Annotated in this window: 22 protein-coding genes, 1 tRNA gene and 1 pseudogene; 11 read left to right on the top strand and 13 right to left on the bottom strand. The window is 61.7% G+C overall.

Annotated features, from left to right (window positions below):
• Window positions 1-122 precede the first annotated feature (122 nt).
• On the top strand, window positions 123-368 hold the full coding sequence (locus EN850_RS12500; protein ID WP_136091368.1) for a hypothetical protein: 246 nt from the start codon (window positions 123-125) through the stop codon (window positions 366-368).
• A gap of 6 nt (window positions 369-374) precedes the next feature.
• On the opposite strand, the gene EN850_RS12495 is transcribed toward EN850_RS12500, so the two are convergent.
• Window positions 375-584: a hypothetical protein gene (locus tag EN850_RS12495; protein ID WP_136091367.1), complete on the bottom strand. Its 210-nt coding sequence runs from the start codon at window positions 582-584 to the stop codon at window positions 375-377.
• Window positions 585-642: 58 nt separating this feature from the next.
• Entirely contained in the window at window positions 643-1503 is an 861-nt protein-coding gene (locus tag EN850_RS12490) for an ATP-dependent DNA ligase (RefSeq protein WP_136091366.1), read from the bottom strand.
• Window positions 1504-1581: 78 nt separating this feature from the next.
• Between EN850_RS12490 and EN850_RS12485 the strand changes: the two genes are divergently transcribed.
• Entirely contained in the window at window positions 1582-1773 is a 192-nt protein-coding gene (locus tag EN850_RS12485; protein WP_246689188.1) for a hypothetical protein, read from the top strand.
• 32 nt (window positions 1774-1805) lie between these two features.
• Here the strand turns inward: EN850_RS12485 and EN850_RS12480 are convergent, their stop codons facing one another.
• Complete coding sequence (locus EN850_RS12480; protein ID WP_136091364.1) at window positions 1806-2393, bottom strand: hypothetical protein; 588 nt, start codon at window positions 2391-2393, stop codon at window positions 1806-1808.
• A gap of 269 nt (window positions 2394-2662) precedes the next feature.
• Here EN850_RS12480 and EN850_RS12475 point away from each other — a divergent pair.
• Window positions 2663-3809, top strand: a pseudogene (locus EN850_RS12475) (amidohydrolase).
• A 141-nt stretch (window positions 3810-3950) separates the two neighbouring features.
• On the top strand, window positions 3951-4493 hold the full coding sequence (locus EN850_RS12470) for a hypothetical protein (RefSeq protein WP_246689187.1): 543 nt from the start codon (window positions 3951-3953) through the stop codon (window positions 4491-4493).
• Here the strand turns inward: EN850_RS12470 and EN850_RS12465 are convergent.
• Window positions 4436-4786, bottom strand: a complete 351-nt coding sequence (locus EN850_RS12465; RefSeq protein WP_136091363.1) for a hypothetical protein — start codon at window positions 4784-4786, stop codon at window positions 4436-4438. The two genes, EN850_RS12470 and EN850_RS12465, sit on opposite strands and share 58 nt — an antisense overlap.
• 223 nt (window positions 4787-5009) lie before the next feature.
• On the opposite strand from EN850_RS12465, the gene EN850_RS12460 reads away from it, so the two are divergent.
• Window positions 5010-5291 (top strand): hypothetical protein, encoded by a 282-nt coding sequence (locus tag EN850_RS12460; RefSeq protein WP_246689186.1) that lies wholly within the window; start codon window positions 5010-5012, stop codon window positions 5289-5291.
• Window positions 5292-6237: 946 nt separating this feature from the next.
• On the opposite strand, the gene EN850_RS12455 is transcribed toward EN850_RS12460, so the two are convergent.
• The 4 genes from EN850_RS12455 to EN850_RS12435 all read right to left on the bottom strand — a co-directional run bounded on the left by EN850_RS12455 (window position 6238) and on the right by EN850_RS12435 (window position 10117).
• Window positions 6238-6996, bottom strand: a complete 759-nt coding sequence (locus EN850_RS12455) for a metallophosphoesterase (RefSeq protein WP_136091362.1) — start codon at window positions 6994-6996, stop codon at window positions 6238-6240.
• Between the two features lie 432 nt (window positions 6997-7428).
• The gene (locus EN850_RS12445; RefSeq protein WP_136091360.1) at window positions 7429-8265 is read right to left on the bottom strand and encodes a metallophosphoesterase; all 837 of its coding nucleotides are present in this window, start codon (window positions 8263-8265) and stop codon (window positions 7429-7431) included.
• 180 nt (window positions 8266-8445) lie between these two features.
• Window positions 8446-8790: a DUF6634 family protein gene (locus EN850_RS12440; RefSeq protein WP_136091359.1), complete on the bottom strand. Its 345-nt coding sequence runs from the start codon at window positions 8788-8790 to the stop codon at window positions 8446-8448.
• Window positions 8791-8878: 88 nt separating this feature from the next.
• The gene (locus tag EN850_RS12435) at window positions 8879-10117 is read right to left on the bottom strand and encodes an AAA family ATPase (RefSeq protein ID WP_189591087.1); all 1239 of its coding nucleotides are present in this window, start codon (window positions 10115-10117) and stop codon (window positions 8879-8881) included.
• On the opposite strand from EN850_RS12435, the gene EN850_RS36330 reads away from it, so the two are divergent.
• Window positions 10106-10399 (top strand): hypothetical protein, encoded by a 294-nt coding sequence (locus tag EN850_RS36330; RefSeq protein ID WP_189591079.1) that lies wholly within the window; start codon window positions 10106-10108, stop codon window positions 10397-10399. The two genes, EN850_RS12435 and EN850_RS36330, sit on opposite strands and share 12 nt — an antisense overlap.
• Window positions 10400-10422: 23 nt before the next feature.
• On the opposite strand, the gene EN850_RS36325 is transcribed toward EN850_RS36330, so the two are convergent.
• Complete coding sequence (locus EN850_RS36325) at window positions 10423-10764, bottom strand: DUF6634 family protein (protein ID WP_189591076.1); 342 nt, start codon at window positions 10762-10764, stop codon at window positions 10423-10425.
• A gap of 199 nt (window positions 10765-10963) precedes the next feature.
• Between EN850_RS36325 and EN850_RS12430 the strand changes: the two genes are divergently transcribed.
• On the top strand, window positions 10964-11224 hold the full coding sequence (locus EN850_RS12430; protein WP_136091357.1) for a helix-turn-helix transcriptional regulator: 261 nt from the start codon (window positions 10964-10966) through the stop codon (window positions 11222-11224).
• A 505-nt stretch (window positions 11225-11729) separates the two neighbouring features.
• Here EN850_RS12430 and EN850_RS12425 read toward each other — a convergent pair.
• Window positions 11730-11805, bottom strand: a tRNA-Ile gene (locus EN850_RS12425).
• A 134-nt stretch (window positions 11806-11939) separates the two neighbouring features.
• Here EN850_RS12425 and EN850_RS12420 point away from each other — a divergent pair.
• Window positions 11940-12650, top strand: coding sequence for an SIMPL domain-containing protein (locus tag EN850_RS12420; RefSeq protein WP_127870079.1), 711 nt, complete (start codon window positions 11940-11942; stop codon window positions 12648-12650).
• A 200-nt stretch (window positions 12651-12850) separates the two neighbouring features.
• Here EN850_RS12420 and EN850_RS12415 read toward each other — a convergent pair whose 3' ends face one another.
• Both EN850_RS12415 and EN850_RS12410 read right to left on the bottom strand, forming a co-directional pair.
• On the bottom strand, window positions 12851-13210 hold the full coding sequence (locus EN850_RS12415; RefSeq protein ID WP_127276908.1) for a hypothetical protein: 360 nt from the start codon (window positions 13208-13210) through the stop codon (window positions 12851-12853).
• A gap of 250 nt (window positions 13211-13460) precedes the next feature.
• The gene (locus EN850_RS12410) at window positions 13461-13907 is read right to left on the bottom strand and encodes a YcgN family cysteine cluster protein (RefSeq protein ID WP_135930560.1); all 447 of its coding nucleotides are present in this window, start codon (window positions 13905-13907) and stop codon (window positions 13461-13463) included.
• 198 nt (window positions 13908-14105) lie between these two features.
• Here EN850_RS12410 and EN850_RS12405 point away from each other — a divergent pair, with 198 nt between their 5' ends.
• The 3 genes from EN850_RS12405 to EN850_RS12395 all read left to right on the top strand — a co-directional run bounded on the left by EN850_RS12405 (window position 14106) and on the right by EN850_RS12395 (window position 17277).
• Window positions 14106-16349, top strand: coding sequence for an OmpA family protein (locus EN850_RS12405; RefSeq protein ID WP_135916362.1), 2244 nt, complete (start codon window positions 14106-14108; stop codon window positions 16347-16349).
• Between the two features lie 398 nt (window positions 16350-16747).
• Window positions 16748-16987 carry a type II toxin-antitoxin system ParD family antitoxin gene (locus EN850_RS12400; RefSeq protein WP_245511728.1) on the top strand — a complete coding sequence of 80 codons (240 nt, stop codon included), beginning with the start codon at window positions 16748-16750 and terminating at the stop codon, window positions 16985-16987.
• Entirely contained in the window at window positions 16984-17277 is a 294-nt protein-coding gene (locus EN850_RS12395; RefSeq protein ID WP_127276902.1) for a type II toxin-antitoxin system RelE/ParE family toxin, read from the top strand. The genes EN850_RS12400 and EN850_RS12395 overlap by 4 nt, the downstream gene beginning before the upstream one ends.
• Here EN850_RS12395 and EN850_RS12390 read toward each other — a convergent pair.
• On the bottom strand, window positions 17274-18140 hold the full coding sequence (locus tag EN850_RS12390) for an NAD(P)-dependent oxidoreductase (protein ID WP_135867291.1): 867 nt from the start codon (window positions 18138-18140) through the stop codon (window positions 17274-17276). The genes EN850_RS12395 and EN850_RS12390 overlap by 4 nt on opposite strands.
• Window positions 18141-18384 lie beyond the last annotated feature (244 nt).

Raw genomic sequence — 18384 nt, 5'->3', positions numbered from 1 at the left:
GTTTGCGAGTTTGCCAGATGTGGAATGCGCGCGCCGTTCGGATTTGCCAAGCCAAGGCAAGAGCCGCATTGGTTCTGCTTCGGGCACCGAGCGCACGGTGACCAGTTTTTACAGGGGGCAAGATGATTACTCCGCCAAAGCGTCAAGGCGACTATCTCGATCGCTCGATCGATTGCCAGGAGGCGATGGAGCCGGGGTTTCAGGCAACCGTCGATTGCATGCTCGACGCCGGCTGGACGCGCGGGGAAATTCTGGGATCCTTGAAGCGGCTGATTGCCGCCGACAACATGACCCAGAAAGAGAACGCCAAGACCGAGGCGGAACTAGCCATTGCACGCGCCATGATCCGGGCCGGCAGGATGTTTTAACACCCACTAGCGGCCCAGCGGCTGCCTTGAAAGCGAAACCAGCTCGGCTTCGTCAGTCACGCCCGCCATGTAGTTTGCGATGATTCTTGAAGCGAGCGCATCGCGCGCACCGGCAGATTGATCGTCGGGCTTCAGTTGATCGAAAACCCGCCCAAGCAAGGCCATTTCGGCCGGGTCGAAAACACCAGCTTCGTTGGCTTTGGTCCTCATCGCCATTTGCCCATCTCCCGGCGCACATGCACTGTAAAATGGCGGCGCCAAAACTCCAAGCTGGCTAACTCTCTTCCCGAAAATCCAGCAACGAGGCGTGCCGCAAATCGTCCTCGCCGCGCAGATGCTTCACTCGGCCGACGATGCCCGGCTTCACCCATTGTGTAGCCGGCCGCTTCATGCCCTTCGGCGGTGGTCCGGCGTGTTCCTGGACGCGTTTCCAAAGCCTGTCACGGATCTCGCCCCGCGAGTTGATGAAAGCCGATCCGACATACCTCCCCGTCGTTCGATCCGCCATCAGAGCGAAGGCCGGCTTGCCCGCCTCACGCTCGACGCCTAGCAGATCGTATTCGTCAATCGTGTAGCATTTCACCTTTAGCCAGTTCGTCGACGGCCCGCTGCGGTATTTGCTGTCGCGCCGTTTCGACACCATGCCCTCAAGTCCGGCTTGGTCGAGCAGGTGATAGATGGCCTGCGCATCGCCCGGCAGGGGCTCGCTGAACTGAATGCGCCCCCCAGGCTCTACCATCCCGGCCAGGATCTCGCGCCGCTCGTCCAGCGCCATGTCGCGCAGGTCATGGCCGTTGAGGTGGAGAAGGTCGAAGGCGACGAAATAGAGGTCGTGCTGCCGGCGGGTGATGGCCTTCCGCAACTCGCCGAAGTTGGAAAGGCCGGCCTCGTTTAGGACGATGATCTCGCCATCCACAATGGCGCTTTCGGCGCCAAGGCTATCGGCCTCTTTCACCAGGTCGCGATATTTTCCGGTCCAGTCGTGGCCGTTGCGCGTGTAAATCCTGGTGCCGTCTTCGTCGATGATGAGCTGCGAGCGATAGCCATCGAATTTGACCTCGTGAATCCAGTCGTCACCCTCGGGAGGCTTCTCCACAAGGGTTGGCATCAATGGCGCGACGAACTTCAGACCCATGCACTGACTCGCAAACCCGCGATTCAATTAGCATGCGCTAAAATGGTTCCGGAACATTTTAGACGAATTGAAAGTTCAATGGTCATGACGAAGCTATCCGACCTTGGTCCGCCTATTCCTGGTAAGCGTCACGGCAGCGACCATTCCGATGAACAGGACAATTTCTATTCCTGTCCAATCTGCGGCCAGATGGTCGACATGCGCGATCTGCGACAGGTCATTTGGCACGAACGGCCGAAGCACAAGCCGTTCATCGTGCTCGTTGATTAGACGCGGCGCTTCAGGAACTCAGCGATTGAGGATCACAACAGCGTAGGTTGTCGCTGGACAACTCGGGACGGGCGCCGACCAACGGCATTGTAGAGGTCGGGCGTAATCCGCGCGTCCACCGCCCAGTCGGCCAGGCAGGTGTAGCTGGCTCGCGCCGCCTCCGTCATCGGGATGCAGCGCTTGTTGCCAAGCTCCTTCAGGAGCCCAAAATAGGCAGTGTACGTCCCTTGCATCGGGCGCAGCGGAACCGTGACCCAAGCTGGGATGGCAGCGAAGCGCTCGGCGAGCAGATGAACCTGGCGGAGCGCGAGGGCAGTTATGTCGTTGACGGTCGCGCCCTGCTCCTTCATTCGCCTATTGATAGCACCGGGCACGAGGAAGCAGTTGTAGGACTCGTTCAGCCCGCCCACGTCGCGTTCCTCGTTTCGGGCTTTCACGCCGATGAAATAACGGATGCCGTCCTTCTCGGCGAGGAGGTCTGCAAACGGCTGGTTGTGCACGTCGTCGTTCAGATTGCGAACGCCCTGAAACCCGTTCCGGACGAGAGCCTCCGCAGCCAGGACTTCACCTAGGATGCCAAGTTTCGAAGTGCGGCGAACACGTGCAATGATATCTTCCATCCCCCACCTCTCGACCTTATCCGCCTGCCACCTAGCCACTCGTCTCAGGTAAGGGACCGACACGGCGCGTGGGACGGCCTCGCGCTGCATAGGCCGCGCTCTCCAGCCCGTCTTTCATCTGTATGGCCCCGCAGCCCCACATAGAACCGGACCATACCCACAAGATCCTTTATTTCCAAATGCTGGACAAAGAACATTTGTTGGCCATCAAGATGAGGGTACCATTCGGTTCTGTGAGTACCAAGACATCCGATATGGAAGCTTCATCCATGCACGATGAAATCATTGCTTGGCGACGCCATCTGCATGCCAATCCGGAGCTTGGCTACGAGCTTCCCTGCACCGCGTCCTTCGTGGCCGACAAGCTGCGCGCCTTTGGCTGCGACCAGGTCACCGAGGGAGTCGGCAAAAGCGGCGTTGTTGGTGTTCTGCACGGCCAGAGCCAATCTTCCGGCAGGGTCGTCGGCCTGCGCGCCGACATGGACGCACTTCCCATTCAGGAAACGACCACTTTCCTACGCGTCGAAGAACGATGGTCGGATGCACGCCTGCGGGCATGACGGGCACACGGCGATGCTCCTGCGTGCCGCAAAGGGCCTGGCAGAGAAACGCAACTTCGACGGCACGGCCGCCCTGATCTTCCAACCGGCCGAGGAAGGGCACGGGGGTGGGAAAGCAATGTGCGATGATGGCTTGATGACGCGCTGGGGGATCGAGAGGGTGTTCGCCCTTCACAACGAACCCGGCTTGGCTGTCGGCCGCTTCGCTACTCGCCCCGGGCCCTTTGGCGCTGCGGTGGCAAGCTTCCGGATTGCGATAGACGGTCAGAGCGCCCGCGCGGCGAGTCCGCAGGCCGGCGTTGACGCACTGCTGCCCGCCGCCAACATCCTCGTTGCCTTACAGACGATCATCGCGCGCAACGTCCACCCGCTAAAGAGCGGCGTGATCTCCTTCGGATCGTTTCAAGGCGGACAGCCGGGAGGCACGTTCGTTCGATCGAGCGAGATGCGCGGCCTTGCTCGCTGGTTCGAGCCGGAGGTGCGGGACACCATCCGGCGGCGCATCACCGACATTGCGGAGGGAATAGCCTCGTCCTATGGGGCGACCGCGACAGTCATGTTCAGAAGCCTGTATCCCGCAGTCGTCAACCATCCAGCCGAACCAGCGTTGGCCGTGGAAGTTGCCCGTGCCGTCATGGGGGCCGACGCCGTCGATCCTGACCACCCGCAGCTCATGGGCTCCGAGGACTTCGCCTTCATGCTCGAACAACGGCCCGGCAACATCGCGCTCCTTGGCAACGGCAGCACGGCGGGATTGCATGACCCAGCCTATGACTTCAACGATGCGGCGATTCCTTATGGTGTCTCTTACTGGACGCGTTTGGTCGAAACAACGATGCCATTGCCGATGCACTAGGCGGCCGCTGGCACCCCAGCTATCGGGCATCCATCGTCCGTTGGACGGCCCGGCAATGGCTTTCGAGGTGGACGCGAAAACCCGTCGACTGTTATCCAGCACCGATGTTGGGCACGGATTGCCGATTTTTAAGTTGCGCTAATGACGAACGAAGAACGCAAATATCCCGGTGAGTTGGCATCCCCGCAGCAGGTTCACGAGCTGGCGGAAGAATATCGCAAGGCGGCAAACCACCTCCTTCCGCTCGGACGACCCGGCAAGCCGCTTACCAGAGCGCCGTTCAGATTGGCGGCGATCCATGCGATCGAACTCTACCTGACCGCGCTTTTGCTCCACCGTGGGCACAATCCCAATCAGATTCGCAAACTGCAGCACGACCTGTCGAGACGCACGGAGCACGCCCTGGAGGCGGGCCTGCGCCTTCGCGCGAAGACGGCCAGGCATCTCCAGTCGCTGAGCCAGAACCGGGAATATCTCGTCACCCGCTACGGCCCGGAACTGGCCGCAACCGCCTCGCAGATAAACCGCCTCACCGCCACCCTTGAAGAGGTGGCGGCAAAGGTCACGGCATTGATCGCGCTACCCGCCATATCGCAGCAGGCAGACCAAGCTGCCTCCGGCGAGGTTCAAGGCCGGGATTCAACGGCCTCCTCGTCTGCTGTGACAGCTAATCCAATGACATGATGCACCAGGAACACGTCGACGAGGTACGCAGCCTCGTCCCGTGAGATCGGCAACATGTCTGCGGTGATTTCATTATCGACATAAGACTCGGCATCCCAAAGGGTGCGAGTCAGTTGCTCGTTGGCCGGCTCGATCCGTTCAATAACCCTTTCGAACGCGGCGTTGGCGGCCTCGATAAGCACAGTACGGTCGGCCCCGGCGACTGGCAGGGACGCTATAACGACATGGGAATCCATGACGAATGTTTCCTTTTTGGAATGGCGGTCTCTTGCCTCAGCATTTTCGGTCGCCATGCCGATGCTGGTTCTTGAATGGGTGGCTCGTCGAAGCGCCGGGCGCCACCTTGTGCTCACATGCGCAGCCGAAGGATACGCGAGAATTCGGCAGATGCAATCGAGGTTCCTGCCGAAGAATTTGCTGCCTGATGCAGATCGCTGCCTGTGCAACCACGCAGTTTGCCAGTGCACGCGGTGATTGATATTAAGATGGGAGGCGCGCGAGGAGAGACCCTCAAAAATGACAGACAGGCAACTCATGAAGGCAAGCGACATCCCTGCGTTTGTGGACAGAGTGATCAAGTCGGGCTGTGACATCTGTGCCATCGGCCATTTCAACTATTGCCTAGGCGACGTCGAGGAAATGGTGGCGGCGGAGGATGAACTCCATCGCATAGGCGAAGAATTTGGCGACCGCGACTTTCTGCTAACTGAGATCGCCGCCTACTTGCGAACCATCGGGCGGTACATTGACCCCGGCTCGTCGGCCTCGCATTGGTCGGAGAACGGAACGGCGCAGTAGGCGCTTCGCCTCTTCACTCCCATCGGCCTATCACAGCATGGTGGTGGTCTGGAACCCAAGGCTGATCCCTGGAGCCGTCGTCGGTCCCGACAAACATCGCCAACGCAATCCGCAAGGGCACGCCAAGAGAGGACGGCCAACGCGCCAAAACGCTGGAACTGTGCTCGATTTTATCCCATGGCCTTCGTTGTGGCTTCGGGCATCGCCGCAATCATCTCCTCGAAAGCCGCAAAGAAATTTGACAGGTTTTCGGCGTCACCTTCCCTGCCACTACGAGACATCTACGAAAACCATCGCAAAGCCATCCGTGCCGACTTTGCCGTCCCAGCCTCCCGGACGATCTAGGGCAAGGCCGTCAGGCCGGAAGCCCGCCGATGACCGACTTCACGACATCAAGCATTCGCGGTCGCTGAGTGGACCGCGAGCTTACCGCCCGAGGTGGTCTGGAACTGATCCCCGGAGCCGCCGTCGCGCGTCCCGGTGAGCGCTGGCGCGCGCAGTCCGCAAGGGCTTGAGCGGAGCGTCCCTTGCGGACGAGCCCGGCTGCGCTAGGGACAGAGCAGCGTCGGCCGATCCGGGGACTTCGGGCTGGCTGATCCCTGGTGAGTCCAGAGCTTTATCTTTGTTTCCCTCCTCGTTACGGAAATATGGGCATCCGATCGACTTGAAGGATTCGAAGGCAGATTAACCCTGCCTCGCGTGGAACAACGAATCCTGCTTGAGCGCACCGCGGAAGTAGTCGAGCCTGAACCAGGTCATGCTGCTGGGGTGAGACGTGGGCACAGTTCTGGAACGGAAGTCAGCGACGGTTGTGAGCCAGGCCGGACTGCGATATCGAAACAGCGGTTCGAAGGCCCAAGAAAAATCCAATCTACACACTCACAGGACACTTGGACTCCGGATAAGGTTCGACCCATCCCAGAAAGGAGGTCGCGCAGCAGACCCTTCAAATTTCGAGAACGAAACCCGGATCGAACGCGCCGTTTTCGCCGTCATAGCCGCGCGGATTGCAGATGACGCGCGTACTTCCGACCTGATAGTCACAGCTGTCATGGGTATGTCCATGGACCCAGAGCGCAGGACGTCCTTCCTCGATCACGTCGGACAGGTCGCTCGCATAGGCGGCATTCAGTGGATCGCCCTCAAATCTAGAAGGAATCGATTTCGCGTGCGGTAGGTGGTGCGTGACGACGATCGTGGTAATCGGATCTGCCTTCAGCGCCGAAGTGATGAACAGACGGGATACCTGATGCATCCGAAACGCCGTCTCCGGCACGAATCTTTGCCAAGGATTCCGCTGCTTCGCGATCAGTTTGTGGTCATTCATGCGCTCGCGCGCGTAGACCATGTCGAATTCCGGATGCCCTTGGATTCGGTAATCGGTCCATAGCGTGGCGCCGAGGAAGCGGACGCCGTCGATGAGGACGAAATCATCTTCTAAAAAATGGACGTTCGGGAATCCTGCGGCGGCACTGCGGCCGTCCTCCAATCCTTCCCGGATCGACCCTCGATAAAATTCATGGTTGCCGGCGACATAGACACAGGGCATCGCATGAGCAATGTTTTCGGCCAACCAGTGAACTCCGTTGGCCGGTGCTCGGCAGAGATCGCCAGCGACCACGCAGACGTCGGCGTCCGGAATCGCGAGGGGCCGTGGCAACTCCGCAAATTCGAGGTGGAGATCGGAAAACGTCCAGATTTTCATAGGACTCAACGCCTTGGTTCATTCACTCAGGGAGTTTTGCTACCGAGTTGCGAGACCTCGTCGGCAGACAAGTAGCCTGACCGGTCGAGCGCGTCCGTAACTGCATCCATCCGCTGGCGTGTCCATCAAGTCATCGAGAAGGATTTCGATGGAATCGGAGGGGTCTCCTGACCCAGCGCGCAGCATTGGCTTCGAGTTTACGCCCGCCTCGCGAGCGAGGATGTCAAGATAGGCCCGTGCCAAGAGATCAGTCTTGATGACGTTCGATTTCTTGGCGACAGCAGTCTTCGGTTTGGAACTGGGCATCGCGTTCTCCGATCACAGGCATTTATCGAAACAGCAGGCGGCACAGCGCTGCCGTCTCCGGCAAAATCACCGCGAGCGTCCAAGGCTGCGGACTATCCGGCCTGCAGAGCATGGCACTCCGGGTCTTCACGACAGATCCTCCGTGTCGATCACGAGATCCCACTGAAAGCCGTTGTCGCGCTCGCCGGCGACCCTGAGGTACCCCATCGGATTACAGACGATCCGCGTCCGGCCAACCCTGATGTCGCTGGGATGATGCGTGTGACCGCAAATCCACAGGGCTGGAGCCGCATCCGACTTCAGGGTTCCCTCGAACGCCTCCTTGCTGCAGGCAAACAGAAAGTTGGTTTCCCTGCCCACGTAAGCCGCAGGCGTGCAATCAGGATGGGGCAGATTGTGCGTGACGACGACCGTTTTGCCGTCGAAAGGGATCGCCAGCTCTCGCTCGATGAAGCCGCGCGTCAACAAGTGAAACCCGAGCATGACTTGCGGCGAGAGCAGATCGCCGTCGCCGAGCCAGATTCTCGAGAAATCAGCCAGCCTCGAGAGCGCCAATTGCATCCGCCGCGAAAGGCCGGCGTCGTTCACCAGGTCCATCTTGAAATCGGTCCACAGCGTGCCGCCGATAAACCGCACGCCGCCGAGTTCCAAGATGTCGTCGTCCAGGACGTAAAGCCGGTTCCGCCAGGATCGCGATGCCTCGGCCACATCCTTCATCAGAAGATGGTCGGAAGGTTTCGTTCGCGGCGGCCAGACTCCGCGATTGCCGTAGAACTCATGGTTGCCGGGCACGAAAATCATCGGTAGCTCGTAGCGCTCGATGAGCCGCTGCGCGTGATCGCCGAGCGTGTCGGCATGGCAGAGGTCGCCCGCACAGACTATGGCGTCGGCTTCCGGAGCCTTGTCCACGTACACGGGGTTCTGCATCTCGAGATGCAGGTCGGACCAGATCCAGAGTTTCATGTCAGTCTCCAGTCGTCTTTGTTCGTCAAATGCCCGGCTCTCTTGGGCGCCGCAGTGCAAAGGCTGGAATGCCTGTCTGCAGGATCCCTGCTCGTAACGCCCGCCCCACTCGCTGCGAGGCGAGACAGGCTAAGGACTGACCGGGAAGGTGAGGCCGTTTCTTGGCACGTGCCCTCCATGTCACGAATCCTTCGAGACATCACTGACCGGCCTTCCCAGCCGGTACCAACGGGATGCGGTTCTTCCCAGACCGAGTTGCTCCGAAAACATCCACAGGCCAGACGTCACAATCGCCCGTCGGTTGCCTGGAAGCTTCGGATGCCCTGTAGTCACTCCGGTGAGGCAAAGGGTCGGGCGAAGTGCCAAACGCCATTCCTCCAGGATCGGCGCATCACGCGTGACGCTCAACGCCGGACGCTGGTTGAGACTAACGTGCCAAAGGTCGGCGACCAGAGCCTCAAGCCGGACTCTTTCATCCCCGAAAGCTGTCAAATCAAGATCGATGTTTGGTCCAAAGCGCAGCATGACGTCTCTCTTCTCCAGTCACGTTGGTCCGCTGTATCTGCGGTCACTCCCTGCTTATGCCTACCGCAAAGCATTCCGGTTCCTTCGCTCACTGCCGCGGATGATGCCGCTCCCTGGCCTCGACGATCGCTTCGATCAGCCGCTCGAGCTGCCGGATCGAGCCGCCCTGCCAGTTGGCTGCCAACGCTGCAAGTTCGATCGCATCGAGCGGCGTCGCCCAGCGCGGGTCATGCCCGGAATCCGCGTACACGCGTTCGAGAATGCGGGGCGCGAGCACGGCAAGGTGGTCGGGACCGGGCTCGGGGAAGCCAAGGATTCGACATCTGTCGCGCAGAACCGGCGGGATGGTCGTGACGGTGTTCGCCGTCATCAGCCAGGAGACACGGGAGAGATCACAGGCGGATTCGACGTAGGGGTCGAACCAGCGCGACGAGGTTTCCTTCTCGAACTGGCCGATCAAGACGTCGTGAAAGTTGCCGTTGTGGCGACTGGTACCGATCTTCTCAATCTCGTCGAGGACGATGATCGGGCCGGCATTGCGGTGGCGGCGGATTGCCATGACGGCCAGGCTGGGTTCCCCGGAAGACCAGCGCCTTGCCGTCCCGCCAAGCGCGCTGTCGCTCAAGCCGCCGCACGGGACGAGTTCGTAAGGGATCGCCAGCTCTTCATAGAACCGCCTGGCTAGTCGGGTCTTGCCGCATCCCGGCGTTCCGACAAGGATGGTCGGCCGCAGATGGACATGCTTCCTGCCGACCAAGCGCCTTAGGATATCGTCAATTACCGCGATGGCGTATGGAAACTCTGCCGCAAGCTTGGCTCGCACCGGCGCGAGCTCCGGCGTCACGGGCAACGGCAACGCCACGTTGAGCAGCCCGTCGAATTCCTTGACCACCCGCTTGCCTTCGGAGGTGGTGTCGTTGCCGATCGAGCGGACGACGACGACCGCGCCGTCCGCCTCTCTGGCCCTCTCGACCGGTTCGTCCAGGAAGTCGTCCCATTTCTCGGCGGCGGGTGGGTCCTTGTCCTTCGACTCTTCGTCCGGTTCCGGCTGCCGGATCGCTGTCTCGAATTCTGCGGCGTAGGCGCAAACGTCGCGCACCACCTTGCTGGGGGGCCACCGCACCGGACCATCTCTATGCATAAAGGCGTAGGTGTTGGCTGCCATGGCCCAGGCCAATGCTCGCGACACGAGTCTGAAGTCGCCATGGTCGCGCACATCGTGAAGCGCCATCGACGCCGTCTCGCCGGCGATCGTGGCGGCGGCTTGCGGACAGCCGTACGAGGCGAGATAGAACCGGAACCGCAGCCGGGCGGCGTGGACCGACATGTCATCGAAGCCGGTGGCTTCCTTCAGCGCCGCCTCGACGCGCTGGACGGCCTCTTCGTCCTGGCCGATCGCGAGATCGTCCAGCGCCGCGACCAGTGGTGCGATTTCATATCGTGGGTTCCGCTTCAACCTTCGCGACAAGCGTTCGGCGAATTCGCGAATGTCGCTCCTGATGTCCTCGCTCAGGAACGGCATACCTCTCAAGAGCTCCACCTCGGTCGGCAGATGCAGGCCCGCCTTCGCCGCCTTGCGGCGTCGCACGAAATGTCGGTCGTGAGGTGAAGCCTTGGCCGTCATTTTCGACGTCACGCATCGAGGCCGAAATGCTCGGCAGGACGCCCGAGTCTGTACCACCTCGAAAGCGTTCGCGCCCAATTCTGGTCTTCGGAGAGCACCCACAAATCTGATGTGGCGATCAATCTGTCCTTGCCGAGGAGTCGTGGATGCCCAGTCGACAGCCCAGCAAGGCAGGGAACGGCTCGCTGGGTAAGGATCCATCGGTCGAGACTTGGGGCTGAACCACCCGCTATCGCTTCCGGCGACACACCACGACGGACGCGCTCCAAATCAGTGGCCAATGCGACAAGGCGGTCGACCTGGAAGGTGACCATGTCGTCGGTAAGCGTTTCGCGACCAAAAAGCAGCATGCGGTGCCTCCATGTTCCGATCGAAGGATCCGCTCAGTGAGAATCCTTTGATTCGCGGGAATCAACGGCGCGATACATACGGCGCCGGCAGATCGGCGTCCAGATCGCCAATTATTGGCGTTCTTGGCGTCTATTTGTGGCGGCTGGATTCCTGTGGTCGAATGCGACCCACGACTGTGGCCCTGCACGCTTTGAGAAAATGATCGTCCCAAACGAAATCTTGCGGGCCGCTCGCGCCGCATTAGGCATGACGCAAGCCGAACTCGCGCGGGAGTCTGGCGTCGGGAAGCGGACTATCCTCCGGATCGAGCAGGACGAAAGAGTTGCTGTTCGCACACTCAAGCGAGTCCAGGTCGCTCTCGAAGCCAGAGGGGTCGAGTTTGTCTCAAGTGAACCAGGACACGGACCAGGGCTTCGCCTTCCTCTGTCGGCCATCAAGCGAGACGACTTGCGGTTCTGAGGCGGCAATCGAATTGCGATTCTGCGACTCCGAACGGTAAATCCGCCGCCGGTTTCAGGAAGCCTTCGAGGGGTCCGGCGTGACGTTCATTCCCGATGAGGGCACTTCTGGCCCGGGACCGCGAATCCGCAGGGAACCTCTCTCAAAATGAGAGTCTCAAGTTTTGAGATTCTGGGCTTTGCAGTGAACTGCGGGACCGGTCGACGATGGAGACAATCGTCATCCTGACGGGAAGAGCCAGCCGAGCGGAGGACATCACATCGCTCTGAACGTCAGTTTTGAATCGCTGGCGCTTGTTTTTCGAAAGGGTGAATTGTGTCACGAACGAGGCATGATCGCAGCTAACCAGGCGATCTTTTTGCAGCGATTAGTACTAAAAGCCCTATCTAAATCAGAGGTTTAACGGACATACAATCTAGGCAATGAACCGCTAAAGGTTGTTTTTGAACCGCTCGGATTTGGTTTTGAACCGCTCGAAATTTGTTTCTACATTGAGTGAGACTTTTGGTGGGCCCGGAGGGACTCGAACCCCCAACCAAGCGGTTATGAGCCGCCGGCTCTAACCATTGAGCTACAGGCCCCACGCGGGCTGGATTAATGTTTTTCGCATCGCTGCACAAGGCTTTACCGGCGGGCTTTCGCAGATCGCCCAAATCAACCCATAATCGCGCTCTACGCGACCCTTGCGACCTGATCGCAGACCAAGGAGATTTTCATGACCAAACATCTTTTGCCCCTCGCGCTCGCCGCTGCAATCGCCTTTCCGGCGATGGCTGGAGCCACCGACCTGCCGACGCCGCCCCGCATCATCGTGTCCGGCGAGGGCGAAGCAACCGTAGCCCCCGATCTGGCGATCCTGACGCTCAGCGTCATGCGCGAAGCCAAGACGGCGCGCGCCGCGCTCGACGCCAACAATGACGCCATGGCCGCCGTGATCGCCGCGATGAAGGCCGCAGGCATCAAGGATCGCGACCTGCAGACCGCGGGCATCCAGATCAACCCCCGCTACAACTACACCAACAAGCCCGACGGCAGCCAGGAGGCCGAACTCGTCGCCTATCAGGTGACCAATACGCTTTCGGTGCGCGTGCGCGACGTCGACAAGACAGGCGAAATCCTCGACAAGGCGGTGTCGCTCGGCGTCAACCAGGGCGGCGGCATCGCCTTCACCAATGACAATCCGGCGGCCACCGTCACCGAGGCGCGCAAGAAGGCTGTCGCCGACGCCACGGCCAAGGCCAGGACGCTGGCCGAGGCGGCCGGCGTCAGCCTCGGCCGGGTGCTCGAGATCACGGATCAGAACATCAGGCCGGCGCCGATGCCGATCAACGCCAAGGCCTTCGACGCCGCGGCCGGGGCAGCGCCGGTGCAGGCCGGCGAGAACGCCTACAATGTCCAGGTCACCGTTACCTTCGAACTGAAGTAACCGGTTGAGTGGATGGCCGGTCCTGCCGGCCATCGTCCGCCCCTTGGCCCGCATGAAAAACCCCGCGGGATCGCTCCCGCGGGGTTTTTTCGAGCCGCACCCGCCCGATAGACAGGGGCTCCGCTAGTCCAGACCGACCTTCATGGAAGGTCGTGTCTCCAGGCTGGTCTTCGCAGAAGATCAGCCTCCAGGCCTAAGCCTCAGCGATAGATGACCGGGCAACCGCGCTCGTTGGCGAACACGATGACGACACGGTCGCCGTCCTGACGGCCCATCACCTTGACCACGCGACGGTTGGCATCGACGATGCGGGCTCGGTAGAGGCCCATGCGCTCGGCCTTGTCGAGGGCGCGATCCGGCGAGCAGCCGCGGCGCCAGCCGTCGCGGCGCCAGTCGTCGCGGCGATGCCGATAGCCGTCGTCGCCGGCATAGACGCCGAAGCGCGGATCCTGGTTGTTGCCGAAGCCGAGATAGAGGCTGTCGGCATGGGCGGGGATGGCCGTCAGCGCGCCGAGGCCGACCAGAGCCGAAAGCGCTGCCGTCTTGATGGTGGTGTACATGGTTCTCTCTCCTTGTTGCGGGCTTGCGCCCGTCCTCGTGAAACCGATGGCGGGAGAATGCACTGGCCTGCCTGAACTGTTTACGAACTGCCCGTTCATCTGCGGTTCATCTGGCGCCGGCGGGGCAAAGCCCCGGTCATTTGCAAATCCCTCGCCGGCCAAATCCCTTGCCGGCATTCAAACAATATCCGCGCCAAACGCCTCCCTCGTCCTTGTTCCCGACAGGCAAACTCCTGCCGATGTCCGCGCGTCAGGGCTCGTCGTCGAGCATATAGTCAAAATAGTCTTCCGCCTCGGCAAGGTCGGTCTCGCTGGCCTTGACCCGGCCGCGCATCGAGATGCCGGCCTCGTGTACGGTCTCGGCACTGCCCGATACCAACCGGTGCCACCAGTAGAGGTCGCGGCCCTCGGCCACCAGCCGGTAGGCGCAGGTGCTGGGCAGCCAGCTGATGGTGCGCACATTCTGCGGCGTCAACCCGACGCAATCGGGAACGCGCGCCAGTCGGTTGGCATAGTCGGCACAGCGGCAGCTTTCGGCGTCGAACAGCCGGCAGCCGACGCTGGTCCAGTAGATTTCGCCGGTGTCTTCGTCCTCGAGCTTCGACAGGCAGCACTTGCCGCAGCCGTCGCAGAGCGATTCCCACTCCGTGGGGCTCATCTCTTCCAGCGTCTTGGTTTTCCAGAACGGCGTTTCCATTTCCGGCATGTGGCCCCAGCCGCCGCCGAGGTCAAGCGCTGCAAGAGCGGGAAATGGCGCGGTAACTCGTTCGAATGACACGAATTTGCCTTCAAAAGGCCGGCCAATAGCCCCGTACGGCCCCTAACGATGCGCCGCTGGAACCAATTTCGTTAAAAGCGGTTTCGGCAAGGATGGGACCCCACAAGGAGAATTTCGATGAAACGCCAACCACGGATTCTGGCAGGCACAGCCCTTGGCCTGTTGATGGCATCCGCGCCGTTAGGCGCGTCCCCGCTCCAGGGGACAGCCGCGTTCGGCCCCATGCAGCGCGGCGCGACGCCGCTGATCATCCTGGCGCAGGACACGCCCACCGATCAGGGGCAGAGCGACCAGGAACAGCTGCGCAAGAAGAAGCGCGAGCAGCAGCAGCAGACGGAGTCCGCTCCCGCCGCCGAGAAGCCCGCCCCCGCGGCCGAAGAACAGCAGCCGCGCAAGAAGAAGCGCGACCAGCAGCAGCAGGCTGAGCAGGCACCGGCCGGCGAGGCAGCGCCCGCCACCGACGAGCAGCAGCCGCGCAGGAAGAAGCGCGACCAGCAGCAGCAGGCCGAGCAAGCGCCCGCCGGCGAGGCAGCGCCCGCCACCGACGAGCAGCAGCCGCGCAGGAAGAAGCGCGACCAGCAGCAGCAGGCCGAGCAGGCGCCCGCCGGCGAGGCAGCGCCCGCCACCGACGAGCAGCAGCCGCGCAGGAAGAAGCGCGACCAGCAGCAGCAGACCCAACAGGCGCCCGCCGGCGAGGCAGCGCCCGCCACCGACGAGCAGCAGCCGCGCAAGAAGAAGCGCGACCAGCAGCAGCAGACCGAACAGGCGCCCGCCGGCGAGGCAGCGCCCGCCAACGACAACCAGCCGGTCAAGCCCGGCAGGAAACACAAGCAGGATCAGCAGAAAGAGGCGCCGGCCGCCGTGCCGGAGACCGCCCCGACGCCCAAGGAAGCTCCTGCCGGCGAAGCGACGCCGAAGGTTGAACCGGCCCCCGCCGGCGAGCAGCCTGCCGCCCAGGGCGAGCAGTCGCAGGACAAGACGAAGAAACACGGCAGGAAACCGGCTGGCGAACCGCCGGCGACCGGTGAGCAGCCTGCGACCGGCGAACAGCCGCTGACCGGCAAACAGCCCGCCACCGGCGAACAGCCGGCGACGGGAGAGCAGCCCGCCACCGGCGGGAAGGCCGCGCCTGTCCAGGGCGAAAACCCCGTTCAGGGGGAAGCACCCGCCGACAAGAACGCCGCCCCCATCCTCGACAGCCAGAAGGATGCCAAGCGCAAGGGTCGCGGCGAGAATGGCCAGGGCGGCCGCAAGCCCGCCAACCAGAATGGCGAAGAGCAGAATGGTGGGCAGCAAAATGGCGGGCAGAATGCCCAGCAGGGCGGTGACCAGGGCCGCAAGCCGGTAGTGGCGCCGGTGGATCAGGGTCCGCCCCCAACGGACGATAGGACCGCCCAGGAGGCGATCAGGCCCGAAAAGATCGTGCCTGTGACTCAGGAGCAGGGCAAGCGCCTCGAGCGCGCGCCTGACGAGGACATTCGTGATCGCCGCCGGCCCAAGGGCGTCGACGTGCTCAAGGAGATCGGTGACCGGGTCATCATCCAGTTCAACGATCAGACGTTCGTCCAGAGCAATGATCGCCCGCGCCTGACCCGCGGCGCCAAGGACGTCTACTACGAGGACCTGCCGCAGGGCCGCACGCGCGAGACGGTCGAGCGCGACAATGGCTTCCGGATCGTCACCATCCGCAACCGCTACGGCGACATTCTGCAGCGGTCGCGCATCGCGCCCGACGGTCGCGAATATGTGCTGAGCTATGTCGACGAGCGCAGCTACCAGGACGAAAACGACTGGCGCGATCCCGGCGATGACCTGCCGCCGATCCGGCTGACCATCCCGCGCCGGGATTACATTCTCGATTCCGAGGATGTCGAAAGCGACGACGACTATTATACCTTCCTCGAACAGCCGCCGGTGGAGAAGGTGCAGCGCCTCTATTCGATCAACGAGGTCAAGCGTTCGGCCCGCGTGCGTGACATTGCTCGGCGCATTGACCTCGACACGCTGAACTTCGAATTCGGCTCTTCTTCGATCTCCGACACCGAGGTGCAGAAACTGGAGGGCGTCGCCAACGCCATGGAGAAACTGCTGAAGAAGAACCCAGCCGAGACCTTCCTGATCGAGGGCCATACCGACGCCGTCGGAACGCCGGAGGCGAACCTTGCACTGTCGGATCGCCGTGCCGAAGCGGTTGCGGAAGCGCTGACCAATGCCTTCGGCATCCCGCCCGAGAATCTGACGACACAGGGTTATGGCGAGGAGTATCTGAAGGTCGACACCTCGGCGCCCAACCGCGAGAACAGGCGCGTCGCAATCCGTCGCATCACCTCGCTGGTGGCGCCGGTGGCGAGCAACAATTGACCTGCGTTTCCAGCGCCTTGCGGTGATTTCTGGAATCAGGTCGGCAATAGCAGCTCATCCCGGTCACCGGGATGGGCTGGAACTGGCAGCAGCGCTGCCGGGTCAACAAGAATTGTACAGCCCTTGGAGCCGGCTCATTGAATCACCGGGCTTCGCACCCCAGATTCTGCAGTGGGCGTTCCCTGCCCCCGTCCCGACTCCAGCGGGACGCATTGAGCCCCGCCGGCCCTCTCCGGCGGGGTTTTTTGCTTCAAGCCCATCTAACGATGGTCTGGTGGCCGAATACGCTGCCAACGCCGGCTGAGGGGCCTGAGCAAGGCAGGCGTGAATGAGAGACCGCGCTCCAATGCTTGTCAACTCTCCGACGAATTGATACCATCTATTGGTATCGGAGATTGATGATGCCCAAGAACACGTCCATCACATTGGGTGATCAGTACGACGCCTTTATCCAGCGACAGATCGCGAGCGGCCGCTTCGGCTCAGCCAGCGAAGCCGTTCGCGCAGGCCTGCGTCTTTTGGAAGAACAGGAACTGAAGCTTGAGCAGCTTCGGGCTGCTATTGATGAGGGGGACAAGTCTGGCGATCCCGAGCCATTCGACATCGAGGCTTTTCTCAAGTCCAAGAAACACCGGTGAAGCGGACCGTCCGGTTTTCGCCGAAGGCGAAAGCAGACCTGGACGCCATATGGGACCATTCCTTAGGTGAATGGGGCGCGGAGCGAGCGGAGGCGTATATCCGCACCATCCACTCCGTGGTCAAACTTATAGATCAATTCCCGACGATCGCGAGAAGCGCCTCGAATATCCGTCCGGATTTGTTGAAGTATGCCGTCGGGTCACACGTGGTGTTTCTGCGAATGGGCCAGGGATCCATCAACGTCGTACGCATTTTGCATCAGCGCATGGACTATCCCAGGCATTTCTAGAAGGCTGTCCTGATCTTCGTATCGGAATTCGCAAACACCTCGTCCGGCACAAAGAAATCTCCCGCCAGCGGTCCGGTAGCCCCGGGCGCATAGACCGAGAAATCGTTGACGCCCTCGGCGCGCAGCACCTCCTCGTCGATGTAGAAATTGCCTGTTGCCTCGCGCGACGGCCGCATGAAGATCGCATGCGCGGCGTCGGCCATGATATCGGGCGAGCGGCTCATCGCCGCCACGGTCGCCCCGCCCAGGAGATTGCGCACCGCCGCCGTGTCGATGGTCGAGATCGGCCACAGCGAATTGACCGCGATGCCATCCCTGGCGAATTCCGCGCTCATGCCCAGCGTGCACATCGACATGCCGAACTTGGCCATGGTGTAGGCGACGTGGTTCTTGAACCATTTGGCCTTCATGTCGAGCGGCGGCGCCAGATTCAGGATGTGAGGGTTTTTGGCCAACTTCAGGTGCGGAATGCATGTTTTGGACACGAGGAAGGTGCCGCGCGTGTTGATCTGATGCATCAGATCGTAGCGCTTCATGTCGGTTTCCAGCGTGCCTGTGAGCTGGATGGCACTGGCATTGTTGACGCAGATATCGATGCCGCCGAATTTCTCGACGGTTTTGGCGACCGCCTCGGCGACCTGCGCCTCCTCGCGGATGTCGCACAGCACCGGCAGCGCCTTGCCGCCCGCCTGCTCGATCTCTTCAGCGGCGGTGTAGATGGTGCCCGGCAGCTTCGGATGCGGCTCGGCGGTCTTGGCCGCGATGGTCACATTGGCGCCGTCGCGCGCGGCCCGCAGCGCGATCGCCAGCCCGATGCCGCGCGACCCACCGGAGATGAACAGCGTCTTTCCCTCGAGCGACATTTCTTCGCCTCCCTGCAAACTCTTCGTCGGCGCGATCCTTGCCCGTGGCGAACCCAGACACAAGAGGCTGGAGTGGGAACTGATGATGACGCTGCGGAGGGCCCGTCTAGCATGGTCGCGCCGCCCCTTGTATCTGCACGAGATGATTTTTGTGCGATGGAAGCGACTGAGCCTCGGGCCGGATGGCCATCCGGCCCGAGGCTTGGCGAAGTCGCCCGCTGCCCCTCCGGCTACAACCGTCAAT

The sequence above is a fragment of the Mesorhizobium sp. M8A.F.Ca.ET.207.01.1.1 genome, assembly GCF_004794715.1.
Lineage (GTDB): Bacteria > Pseudomonadota > Alphaproteobacteria > Rhizobiales > Rhizobiaceae > Mesorhizobium.
Note: the sequence above shows the minus strand (reverse complement) of the source record. Positions and strands in the feature narration are given on the sequence as shown.